Source organism: Collinsella intestinalis (assembly GCF_902501455.1).
In the GTDB taxonomy this organism is placed as follows: Bacteria; Actinomycetota; Coriobacteriia; order Coriobacteriales; family Coriobacteriaceae; genus Collinsella; species Collinsella intestinalis.
The window spans coordinates 203,840-215,238 of the sequence record NZ_CABWIC010000030.1 but is presented as its reverse complement, the minus strand read 5'-3'; the positions used below and the strand labels follow the sequence as shown (position 1 = coordinate 215,238).

The window sequence follows — 11,399 nt, the reverse complement described above, 5'->3', positions numbered from 1 at the left end:
CTGTTGGCCCTGAGGTTGCCGTCGCGGAGGCGCCTCCATCTGGCAGCGCTCTCGTGGCCGACGCCGAAGCGTCGCTCGGCCTCGCGGACGGAATGGCCCGAATCCAGATAATCGAGCACCTCGTTGATAAGCTCTTGCGGATACGCCATCTCTTCCTCCTAGAGAACTATTTCTCCAGGTTCAGGGGCGCACCCCCCCTGTCCCCAAGTGGGACATGAAGAAGGCCGTCCGAAAGGGGCGGCCTTCTAAGTTGGGGGTATGTGGGTGCGCGGCGTGTTCCGCTTGGCGCTACTTGACGACCAGGATGTCGCAGTCGGTGTTGCGCAGCAGGAACGTCGAGATGGAGCCGAGCAGCGCGTACTTGATGGAGGACAGGCCGCGGGCACCGCAGAGGACCAGGTCGGGCTCGATGACGTCGAGCATCTCGTCCTTCAGGGTCTCGCGGATGCGACCGGCGCGAATCACAACGTCGACGGAGGGGATGGCGGGGTTGGCCTTGGCCTGCTCGACCTGGGCGGCGATGGAATTGGTGAAGGCGTCCTGAAGCCCCTGGACCAGGTCGGCGGGGTAGGATCCGGCGGACTCAAGCGCCGTGGAGTCGATGACATGGCCGATGATGAGCGCGGCGCCGTTGTTCGCGGCGACTTTGATCGCGCGGGCGAGGACGAAGTCCTGCTGCTCGGTGCCGTCAAGGGCGACGAATACCTTGGAATAACCCTCGTGCATGGTGACCTCCTTGGTCTATGCGGGCCTTCACGCGCCCGTCTCATGGTGCTTTACCATGCCACAGTTATACCCATTCGGCTTACATTTGCGTTCGATATATCGCAAACGGCGCGCATTTTCGGTGCAGCGCATCGTGTCGGGCGATAATGGGATAGCGCGCCGCAGGGCGGCGCTTTTTGTATCGACATGCTCGGCGCGCACCGTCGCGCCCCTGAGGAGGACACGTGGATATTATCGAGCTGCTCAAATCCGCCTTCCTTGGCCTGGTCGAGGGCATCACGGAGTGGCTGCCCATCTCGTCGACGGGCCACATGATCTTGGTGGACGAGTTCATCAAGCTGAACGTCGCCGAGGAATTCTGGAACATGTTTCTCGTCGTCATCCAGCTCGGCGCCATTCTCGCCGTATGCGTGCTGTTCATACGTGACCTGCTGCCGTTCGGCTTTGGCAAGACGCGACAGGAGTGCCGTTCCACCTGGAATCTGTGGGGCAAGATAATCGTGGGCTGCCTGCCCGCGGCGATTATCGGTATCCCGCTCGACGACTTCATGGAGGAGCACCTCTACAACGCCTGGGTTGTTGCCGCTGCGCTCATCGTCTACGGCATCGCCTTCATTGTGATCGAGCGTTGGCGCGCCAATAAGCTCGCCGCGCGCGTGGCTGCCGAGGGTGTGACGCCGGGCGGTAGGCCCATGGGCTCGCATTTCGCTGCTCCCGCCTCCGCTGTCGAGCCCACCGAGGGTGGCGACTTCGGCTCCATCACCACGCTCGACGATCTCTCTTATAAGACCGCCTTCGGCATCGGCTGCTTCCAGGTGCTCTCTCTCATCCCCGGTACCTCGCGTTCCGGATCCACCATCATCGGCGGCTTGTTGCTGGGCACCACGCGCTCCGTGGCGGCCAAGTTCACCTTCTTCCTGGCGATTCCCGTCATGTTCGGCGCGAGCTTCCTCAAGCTTGTGAAGTTCTTCCTCAAGGGCGGCGTGTTCGACTCGAGCGGCGTTGCCATCCTCGCGGTCGGTTGCGTTGTCGCGTTCATCGTCTCGCTCGTCGCGATCAAGTGGCTCATGGGCTTCGTACGCCGCCACGACTTCACGGCGTTCGGCATCTACCGCATCGTGCTCGGCGTCGCGGTCCTCGCGTACTTCATGCTGGTGTAAGTGACTTGCTGCACGGTGCGATGCGCACCGTGCGAATCCTTTGCATGTACATGGCACGTACTCTGGCATACTGGGTGCGTGCCATTTTCTTTTGAAAGGTTTCGCATGACGAATGTGTATTTCAACCATGACGGCGGCGTAGACGACCTGGTGAGCCTGCTGCTGTTGCTGCAGATGCCCGAGGCCCGCGTGACGGGTGTCTCGGTTGTGGACGGCGATTGCCAGATCGAGGCGGCCCTCGAGGCGTCTCGCAAGATCATCGATCTCTTTGGGGGCAAGCAGGCGGCTCTCGAGGTTGCGGCGTCGGACTCTCGCCCGCATCATCAATTCCCCTCGGAGTGGAGGGGCTCCGCCTTCACCTTCGATGCGCTGCCCATGCTGAACGAGCACGGCGCGCCTCGCACGCCGATCGCCGCGCGTCCGGCCCATCTCGACCTGGTGGATAAGGTCATGGCCGAGGAGGGCAAGACGACCCTGCTGTTCACCGGCCCCCTGACCGACCTCGCCCGCGCGCTGGACGCCGAGCCCGCCATCGAGGAGAAGATCGAGACGCTCTTTTGGATGGGCGGCTCGCTTGACGGCCATGGCAACGTGGTGGACCCGTGTTTTGACGGCACCGCCGAGTGGAACGCCTTTTGGGACCCCGAGGCGGTCAAGCGCGTGTGGGACTCGTCGCTCGAGATCCACATGGTGGGTCTGGAGAGCACCGAGGAGCTGCCGCTCACGCGCGACCTCTGCCAGCACTGGGCCGAGCTGCGCCGTTACCCGGCCATCGACCTGATCGGCCAGGGATATGCGCTGGTCCTGAATGTGGCGGCGAACAACGTGTACTACCTGTGGGATGTGCTCACCACCGTCTACTGCCTGCACCCCGAGATCGCCGAGGTTGAGCGCGTCCGTTGCGATGTCCGCGTGGACGGTGCGGCCGCGGGACGTACGTATCGTTGCGACGAGGGTCGCGAGGTGACGCTCGTGACGCACGCCGACCCCAAGCGCTTCTACGCGCTCGTCGACGAGCTGGCGATGTCGGCCGCTCCGGCCCTGTACTGAGACCCATCGATCCTTCGACCCCACGGAGCCGATATGAACATCCAGATCTTCGGTACTAAAAAGAGCTTCGACACCAAGAAGGCCCAGCGCTATTTCAAGGAGCGTCGCATCAAGTTCCAGTTCATCGATCTCAAAGAGAAGGAGATGAGCAAGGGCGAGTTACAGAGCGTGATGCGCGCCGTGGGCGGCATCGACGCCGTGATCGACCCGGACGCGAAGGATCAGGACACCGTGGCGCTCATCACCTATCTCGCCGAGAGCCAGAAGTTCGACAAGCTGCTCGAGAACCAGCAGGTCCTGCGCGAGCCCATCGTGCGCAACGGCGCCAAGGCGACCGTGGGTTACTGCCCCGATACCTGGAAGGGCTGGGAGTAGGCCCGCTGCCGCATCTGCGCGAGAGCGATTTTGCCAAATTCAAAAGAAGTGTGACCGGCGCCCCTTGCTAGGGGCGCCTTTTTGCCTAATGAGGATGGGAAAAAGAAAAAAAGAGCGCCCGTGCGACGCATGGCCGGGGTGATTCGTGGTCATTTCGCGCTGCAGTCTCGCGCGGCAGCGGCCCGCATGCGCTCATCGGTCACACATCTTGAGAATATGGCAATCACAGAAGCGGCCGGCGCTTTCCAGGCGAATAAAAACGCCGCCTACCGAATGGGTGGTGCATGCGGTAAGCGGCGGTGCTGATGGCGCCAGGTTGATCTGATGGTGGGTGCTTGGCGTGCTACTGGAGCTCGCTGAGGAAGCTCGTGCCCTCGCCGTTGCCGGGGATGCCGAAGTTGTCCAAGATCGTGGCACCGATATCCGAGGCGGTCGGGCGAAGCTCCAGGTCGACGCCGCCGCGCATGGAAGGGCTCCAGGCGAGCAGCGGTACGAGCTCGCGCGTATGGTCGGTGCCGCGGTAGGTGGGGTCGTTGCCGTGGTCGGCGGTGATGATCAGCAGATCGTCGTCGCACATAGCGTCCATGACACCGCCGAGGCGCCGGTCGAAGTCCTCGAGCGCCAGGCCGTCGCCGAGCGGGTCGCGGCGGTGCCCGTACACGGCGTCGAAATCCACCAGGTTGGTGAAGCACAGGCCGTGCCAATCGCGCGCCATGACCTCGTCCACATGGTCCATGCCATCGGAGTTGCTCTCGTTGTGATAGCTCTCGGAAAAACCGTTGCCGCACAGCAGGTCGTAGGTCTTGCCCACGGCGATGGTGTCGAGGCCCGCGTCGCGCAGGAAGTCGACGACTGTGGGGCCGGTGGGGGTCAGGCCGTAGTCGTGGCGGTTGGCGGTGCGGGTGAAATCTGCGGCGCGCGTGCCCACGTACGGGCGTGCGATGACGCGACCCATGGTGATCTCGGGGCCGTTGATGAGGGTGCGTGCGTATTCGCAGATGCGGTAGAGCTCGTCGAGCGGAATCACATCCTCATGCGCGGCGATTTGCAGCACCGAATCGCCAGAGGTGTAGACGATCAGGTCGCCCGTGGCCAGTTGGTGCTCGCCGTAGTCCTTGAGCACTTCGGTGCCGGAGTAGGGCTTGTTGCACACGATGTTGCGGCCGCTGAATGCACGGAGCTTGTCGAGCAACTCGTCGGGGAAGCCCTGCGGGAAGTAATCCACCTCAAAGCGCGTGGGCAGGCACATCATCTCCCAGTGGCCGTCGAGCGAGTCGTTGCCCAGGCTGATGATGCGCATGCGGCCGAAGCCGCCGGCGGGCTCGGTGTCTGCGCTTACGCCGGCGAACGGCTTACCGGGGCGCACGCGGCCCAGGCCGAGACGCTCCATGTTGGGGAGCGCGAGCGGGCGCCCCTGGTTGTCGACCCACCATTGGGCCATATGGCCGAGGGTGTCGGCGCCGTTTGATTTGTACTTGTCGGCGTCGGGTGCGTCGCCAACGCCGATCGAGTCGATGACGATGGTCAGGATGCGGCGATACTTCTGAGATGCCATGAAAGGTCCTTTGAGAACGATGAAAGCCCCGAGCGCGCGATTGCGGTGCTCGGGGCGACGGTGCAGGTGCGGTGCTTAGGCGTCGAGCTCACTCAGGATGGCGATGCTCGCGGAGACGCCCAGGCGGTTGGCGCCGGCCTCGATCATGGCCTCGGCGTCGGCGAGGGTGCGGATGCCGCCCGCGGCCTTCACGCCGAAGTCGGGTCCAACGGTCTCGCGCATGAGGCGCACGTCCTCGACGGTGGCGCCGCCGGTGGAGAAGCCGGTGGAGGTCTTCACAAAGTCCGCGCCGCCCTCGACGGTGAGACGGCTCGCGCGGATCTTCTCCTCCTCGGTGAGCAGGCAGCACTCGATGATGACCTTGAGGTGGGCGCCGCCGGCGTGAGCGGCCTCGGCCACGGCTGCGATGTCGGCGCGCACCACGTCGTCGTTGCCGGCCTTGAGTTCGCCGATGTTGATGACCATGTCGACCTCGCGCGCACCGGCGGCCACCACGTCGGCGGTCTCGGCGGCCTTGGCGGCGGTGGACATGGCGCCCAGCGGGAAGCCGATGACGGCGCAGGTCATGACATCGGTGCCCTCCAGCGCGGCGGCGAGGCGCGGGACCCAATAGCCGTTCACGCACACGGAGGCGGTGTTCAGCTCGCGCGCCTCGGCGGCGACGCGGTCGATCTGCTCGGCGGTGGCGTCGGCCTTGAGCAGGGTGTGGTCCATGTACTTGGCGAGTTCGGATTTGGTGAGGGACATGGCGGTTCCTTTCATTTGAAGCCCCGGGTGGGGCGGTGGTTGCAGATGCGCATGTGGGGCGTATACCCCGAGGAGTGTCCGGCTACGCGTACGCAACGCCCGCAGCCGTCACACTCGCGTAGAGCAGGGGCTCGGCGGGCGGCTCTTGCGGTCCGTACGTGTAGGCGCCGGCGAGTGTGGCCAGGCCGGTTGCGAGCTTCCCCGCATCGTTGGCGTGGACGATGGCGACGGGCTCCCCGTCTTCCACGGGGTCGCCGTAGTTTTTGAGCAGCGCGATGCCGCAGCTGTGGTCGATCTCGTCGTCGAGGGTCAGGCGCCCGCCTCCGAGTTCGGCCGATGCCACGCCCACGCGCTCGGTATCGATATGCGCAACAAAGCCCGCGCGCGGTGCGCACAGCGTCTCGTGCAGGCTTGCCTGCGGGAGCAGGGAGGGGTCGTCTATAACGCGCACGTCTCCGCCCTGGGCGACGACGATCTCCTTGAGCTTGGCGAGCGCCGAGCCGTCCTCGATCACGCGACGCGCCCGCGCCTCGGCCTCGTTGTGGTCAAAGCGCCCCGTGAGCTCGAGCAGGTCGCTCGCGAGCATGATCGCCTCATGCGTGAGGTCGGCGGGTCCTTGTCCCTGCAGGGTCTCGATGACTTCTGCGACCTCGAGGGCATTGCCGATGTTGCGTCCCAGCGGGCGGTCCATATTGGTGATGAGCGCCTTCACGCGGCGTCCCATGCCCTCGCCGATCTCGACCATGGCCTGCGCGAGTTCGATGGCCTCGGGCACGGTCTTCATGAATGCGCCGGACCCGACCTTGACGTCGAGCAGGATGCAGCCCGAACCCGCGGCGAGCTTCTTGCTCATGATCGAGCTAGCGATGAGCGGTATGCAGCTCACGGTCGCGGTGACGTCGCGCAGGGCATAGATGAGCTTGTCGGCCGGGACGAGGTTGCCTGTCTGGCCGATGATGGAGGCGCCGTGCTCCCGCACGCAGGAGAGGAATGCGTCATCTGTGAGGGCGGTGTCGAATCCAGGGATGCTCTCGAGCTTGTCCACGGTGCCGCCCGTGTGGCCAAGACCGCGCCCGGTCATCTTGGCAACGAATGTGTGCCCGGGGTCCATGGCCGCAAGCATGGGCACGACGGCGAGCGAGGTCTTATCCCCAACGCCTCCAGTGGAGTGCTTGTCCACGGTGGCGCCCGGGATGCTCGAGAGGTCCATGACATCGCCCGAGTTCATCATGTGCATGGTGAGCAGGCGCGTCTCCTCGGGCGTCATGCCGCGTAGGTAGATGGCCATGAGCAGGGCGCTTGCCTGATAGTCGGGGATGCGCCCGGAGGTGTAGCCATCCACAAAGAAGCCGATCTCGGCGTCGCTGAGCGCGCCGCCGTCGCGTTTCTTCTCAATGATGTCGTACATGCGCATAGGGTTGCCTCATTTCCATATGGCGGCAAAGGGGTGCCGCCGGAGCCATTGGCGAGATGGGGTTAGCGCCCGAGGTTCTCCGGGCCAAAGCCGTAGGGGAGAAGCTCTTCGAGGGTGGTCTCGACGAATGCATCGGGGCTCGTCCCCATGAGGATGCGGAAGGTGGCCGGGTCGCAGAACTCGCGCATCACCTGCCGGCATACGCCGCATGGCGCGCACAGCTCGCTAATGGGCTCGCCTGCGGGGCCTCCGACCACGGCGATGGCCGTGAAGTCCCGATGCCCGTCGAAGATGGCGCGGAAAAACGCCGTGCGCTCGGCGCAATTGCCCGGCGAATAGGCCGCGTTTTCGATATTGCACCCGCCGTACACGGTCCCATCGGCGCACAGCAGGGCCGCACCGACGGCGAAGTTCGAATACGGGGAATACGAGTTTTCCCGAGCCGCGATGGCAGCTCGCACAAGTTCAAGGTCGTTCATGATGCTCCTTTCCATCCCCCAGGGGGCCGGCACGTGCCAGAGAAAAACATCTAGCCCGAGCAAGCTAAAGACAACGCAGGGAGGCCCGTCCTTTTTATCCTGAGCGAGTTCTGCACGCCAAACAGTCCAGTGGACTGTTTGTTGAGTGCAAAACGACCGCCTGAGCGCAGGACATAAAGGACGGGCCTCCCGTTGGGACCGGATTACCCGCGCGATCCCTTCTCGTAGGGCACGCCGTCCGCCTTGGGCGCCACGGAGCGGCCCACGAACAGCACGAGCACCACGAGGGTAAGGATGTAGGGCATGATGGCGAGGATCTCGCTGGGGATCGGCACAACGCCGCCGCCCAGGATGATCACGAGGGCCTGTGCCATGCCGAACAGCAGGCACGCGCCGAACGCGCCGTGCGGGGTCCACTTGCCAAAGATCACCGCGGCCAGCGCGATGAAGCCCTGACCTGCCACGGCCGTCTGCGTGAACTGGGAGATGATCGCCAGTGTGATGGACGCGCCGCCGAATCCCGCCATGACGCCGGAGAGCACAACGCAGATGAAGCGCGTGCGGCTCACGTTGATGCCGAGGGTGTCGGCGGCAGCGGGGTGCTCGCCCACGGCGCGGACGCGCAGGCCCCACTTGGTCTTGTAGAGCACGAACCACACCACGGCGGCGGCGATGATGCCGAATACGACGGTGACATCGACGTTGAGGTTCGCCCACGGGGTGCCGGCGAAGGCGCCGCGCCCGAAGATCTTGGGCAGCGTCTCGATGGAGGGGCTCTGCGTGCCGCCGTCCCACATGAGGCGGGCGAGGAAGAGCGCGAGACCCGGTCCCAGCATGTTGAGGGCGATGCCCGAGACGTTCTGGTCGGCGCGGAAGGTCACCGCGGCGACGGCGTGCAGCAGCGCGAAGACGCCGCCTGCGACGCCTGCGCACAGGAACGCGATCCAGGGGTTGCCGGTGTAGAACGAGACGGCGGCGCCGGCGAGGGCGCCGACGGTCATCATGCCCTCGATGCCGATGTTGACGACGCCGGAGCGCTCGGAGATGACGCCGCCCAGGGCGCCGAAGACGAGCGGGGTCGCATACATGAGGGTGATGCCGATGAGCAGCATGACGTTGTTAAGCATGGTTGGCCTCCTGCGCGTCGGAAGTGGCCGCTGCGATTTGGGCCCTCTCGGCAGAGCGCTTCTCAAGGCGCTCGGCGATGAGGGTGACCACGCGGGCGAGCGCGACGAAGAACACGATCGTGCCGATCATGATGTTGATGATGTCGGTGGGGGCGCCCACGGCCATCTGCACGGAGGTGCCGCCGTAGAGCAGGCCGCCGAACAGCAGGCCCGCGAAGATGCACCCGATGGGGGAGGAGCCGGCGATAAGCGCGACGGAGAAGCCGTTGAAGCCGTAGTTCTCGAACGCGGCGAGCGTCGAGATGCAGTGCGGTTGGATGCCGGTGATCATGAGGGCGCCGGCCAGGCCCGAGATACCGCCCGCGATGACCATGGCGAGCACGGTGTTGCGCTCGACGGGCATGCCGGCGAACTCGGCGGCGTCGCGGTTGAAGCCCACGGCGCGCAGCTCAAAGCCGAGCTTGGAACGGTAGAGGACGAACCAGATCGCGATGGCGACGAGGATGGCCACGATGAAGGCGATATTGACGTCGGCCTTGACGAGGAAGTCGTAGAGCCACGGCACGTTCCTGAGCGTCTCGAGGCCCTGGTTGGAGAGCTTCCACTCGGGCAGGATCATGGTGTAGCTGGAGGGATTCACCGGGATCGACGAGGTGGAGCTCGGGCGATGGAACATCTCGGAGTTCACGACGAAGTTGTTGAGGTAGAGCATCGTCCAGTTGAGCATGATGGCCGTGATGACCTCATGGATGCCGAAACGCGCCTTGAGGAAGCCCGTGATGGCGCCGATGGCCGCGCCGCCGGCGATGCCGGCGAGGATGACGACGGGCACCTGCAGCACCATGGGCAGGTCGAGCGTGGAGCCCACGAGCACGGCACACACCGCACCGGCCACGTACTGGCCCTCGGCGCCGATGTTGAACATGCCCGTCTTGAAGGCGAACGCCACCGAGATTCCGGTGAGGATGATGGGGGACGCCTTGATGATGGTGTTGGAGATGTACTTGGGCTTGGAGAACACGCCCTCGAACAGCGCCGCGAAGGACGCGACGGGGTCGTAGCCGGCTACCGCGAGCAGGACCGCCGCCACGGCGAATCCGAGCGCGATGGCGATGAGCGTAGCGGTGATGGGGCGCTTGAGGATGCGCTGGAGCAGGCTCTCCTGGGGTTTGGCGGTATGCGCCGCGCCTGCGGTTGCAGTGGATGCCATGCTATTCACCTCCTGCCATGAGCAGGCCGATCTTGTTCTCGTCGACCTCGCCCTGCTTGAATGTACCGGTGATGCGGCCGTCGTAAATGACGTCGATGGTGTCGGACACGCTCATGACCTCGTCGAGCTCGAGTGAGATGAGCAGGATGGCCGTGCCGCGGTCACGCTCGGCGACGAGCGCTTTGTGAACATATTCGATGGCGCCCACGTCCAGGCCGCGCGTGGGCTGCACGGCGATGAGCACGTCGGGATCGTTGGAGACCTCGCGGGCGATGATGACCTTCTGCTGGTTTCCGCCGGACAGGCCGCCGGCGGTTTTGTCGGCGCAGTCGGCGGGGCGGACATCGTAGTCGGCGATGAGCTGCTCGGTGTATTCGTGCATCTTGGCGCCGTCGAGCATACCGTGCTTGCCGAACTCGGGCGTGCGGTACTTCTCGAGCACGGCGTTCTCGGCAACGGTGAAGGGCAGCACCAGGCCGCGCTTCTGGCGGTCTTCGTGGATGGTCGAGACCTTGTGGTCGATGACGTTGCGCGGCGTGGTGTTTTGGATCTCCTCGCCGTTCACGAGGATCTTTCCGGAGGTGGCCTTGGTCAGGCAGGTGATGGCCTCGACGAGCTCCTTTTGGCCGTTGCCATCGATGCCTGCGATGCCGACGATTTCGCCGGAGCGGACCGCGAGGTCGAGGCCCTTGACGGTTTCGATACCGCGCTCGTCGTTCACGTGCAGGTCGCGAATCTCAAAGACGGTCTTGCCGGGCGTGGCGGGCTGCTTCTCGACCTGGAGGTTCACGTGGTGTCCGACCATCATGTCGGCGAGGTCCTCCTCCGTGACGTCCGCGACGGTGACTTCGTCGACGTACTGGCCGCGGCGGATGATCGTGCAGGTGTTGGAGGACGCCTTGATCTCCTTGAGCTTGTGGGTGATGACGATGATGGTCTTACCCGCGCTGGTGAGGTCGTGCATGATCTGGATGAGGCGGTCGATCTCCTGGGGCGTGAGAACCGCGGTGGGCTCGTCCAGGATCAGGATGTCGGCACCACGGTAGAGCGCCTTCAAGATCTCGACGCGCTGCTGCATGCCGACCGAGATGTCCTCGATCTTGGCATCGGGGTCGACCTCGAGGCCGTACTGCTCGATGATCTGGCAGACCTTCTCACGTGCCTTTTTCATGTCGAGGATGCCCGCCGCACCGCACACTTCGCTGCCGAGCACGATGTTTTGGGTCACGGTGAAATTGTCCACGAGCATGAAGTGCTGGTGGACCATGCCGATGCCATGGGCGATGGCGTCGTTGGGGGTGTTGATGACGACGGGCTCGCCGTTGAGGCAGATCTGGCCCTCGTCGGCTTGGTATAGACCGTAGAGCACGTTCATGAGCGTGCTCTTGCCGGCACCGTTCTCGCCCAGGACCGCGTGGATCGTGCCCTTCTGCACGGTGAGGTCCACATGGTCGAGTGCAGTGAACGTGCCGAACGTCTTTACGATGCCGCTCATCTGCACCGCGTAGCGCGCATCTGGCTTCATAGGCCGTTCGCTCCTTCCATTTCTCCTTCGG

The 11,399-nt window shown here is 64.5% G+C and carries 12 protein-coding genes; 3 read left to right on the top strand and 9 right to left on the bottom strand.

Features of this window, described 5'->3' with window-relative positions:
- Both AOBCEHNH_RS08210 and AOBCEHNH_RS07980 read right to left on the bottom strand, forming a co-directional pair.
- On the bottom strand, positions 1 to 149 hold a 149-nt coding region (locus tag AOBCEHNH_RS08210; protein ID WP_152063844.1), incomplete at its 3' end, for an IS630 transposase-related protein.
- A 139-nt stretch (positions 150 to 288) separates the two neighbouring features.
- On the bottom strand, positions 289 to 726 hold the full coding sequence (locus tag AOBCEHNH_RS07980) for a universal stress protein (protein WP_006723768.1): 438 nt from the start codon (positions 724 to 726) through the stop codon (positions 289 to 291).
- Between the two features lie 224 nt (positions 727 to 950).
- Here AOBCEHNH_RS07980 and AOBCEHNH_RS07975 point away from each other — a divergent pair, with 224 nt between their 5' ends.
- The 3 genes from AOBCEHNH_RS07975 (at position 951) to AOBCEHNH_RS07965 (ending at position 3,311) form a co-directional block, all read left to right on the top strand.
- A complete protein-coding gene (locus AOBCEHNH_RS07975; RefSeq protein WP_152063843.1) occupies positions 951 to 1,886 on the top strand; it encodes an undecaprenyl-diphosphate phosphatase in 936 nt (311 codons plus the stop codon).
- Between the two features lie 105 nt (positions 1,887 to 1,991).
- The gene (locus AOBCEHNH_RS07970; protein ID WP_118272377.1) at positions 1,992 to 2,936 is read left to right on the top strand and encodes a nucleoside hydrolase; all 945 of its coding nucleotides are present in this window, start codon (positions 1,992 to 1,994) and stop codon (positions 2,934 to 2,936) included.
- Between the two features lie 33 nt (positions 2,937 to 2,969).
- On the top strand, positions 2,970 to 3,311 hold the full coding sequence (locus AOBCEHNH_RS07965; RefSeq protein ID WP_006723764.1) for an arsenate reductase family protein: 342 nt from the start codon (positions 2,970 to 2,972) through the stop codon (positions 3,309 to 3,311).
- Between the two features lie 343 nt (positions 3,312 to 3,654).
- Here AOBCEHNH_RS07965 and AOBCEHNH_RS07960 read toward each other — a convergent pair whose 3' ends face one another.
- From AOBCEHNH_RS07960 to AOBCEHNH_RS07930, 7 genes are all read right to left on the bottom strand, one after another.
- Positions 3,655 to 4,866, bottom strand: coding sequence for a phosphopentomutase (locus AOBCEHNH_RS07960; RefSeq protein ID WP_152063842.1), 1,212 nt, complete (start codon positions 4,864 to 4,866; stop codon positions 3,655 to 3,657).
- Between the two features lie 75 nt (positions 4,867 to 4,941).
- Entirely contained in the window at positions 4,942 to 5,613 is a 672-nt protein-coding gene (gene deoC, locus AOBCEHNH_RS07955; RefSeq protein ID WP_152063841.1) for a deoxyribose-phosphate aldolase, read from the bottom strand.
- Between the two features lie 82 nt (positions 5,614 to 5,695).
- On the bottom strand, positions 5,696 to 7,027 hold the full coding sequence (locus AOBCEHNH_RS07950; RefSeq protein WP_152063840.1) for a thymidine phosphorylase: 1,332 nt from the start codon (positions 7,025 to 7,027) through the stop codon (positions 5,696 to 5,698).
- A gap of 62 nt (positions 7,028 to 7,089) precedes the next feature.
- Entirely contained in the window at positions 7,090 to 7,506 is a 417-nt protein-coding gene (gene cdd / locus AOBCEHNH_RS07945; protein ID WP_152063839.1) for a cytidine deaminase, read from the bottom strand.
- 203 nt (positions 7,507 to 7,709) lie between these two features.
- Complete coding sequence (locus AOBCEHNH_RS07940) at positions 7,710 to 8,633, bottom strand: ABC transporter permease (protein WP_152063838.1); 924 nt, start codon at positions 8,631 to 8,633, stop codon at positions 7,710 to 7,712.
- Positions 8,626 to 9,843, bottom strand: a complete 1,218-nt coding sequence (locus tag AOBCEHNH_RS07935) for an ABC transporter permease (RefSeq protein WP_152063837.1) — start codon at positions 9,841 to 9,843, stop codon at positions 8,626 to 8,628. Before AOBCEHNH_RS07935 ends, AOBCEHNH_RS07940 begins: the two co-directional genes overlap by 8 nt.
- 1 nt (position 9,844) lies before the next feature.
- Positions 9,845 to 11,368, bottom strand: coding sequence for an ABC transporter ATP-binding protein (locus AOBCEHNH_RS07930; RefSeq protein ID WP_152063836.1), 1,524 nt, complete (start codon positions 11,366 to 11,368; stop codon positions 9,845 to 9,847).
- Positions 11,369 to 11,399 lie beyond the last annotated feature (31 nt).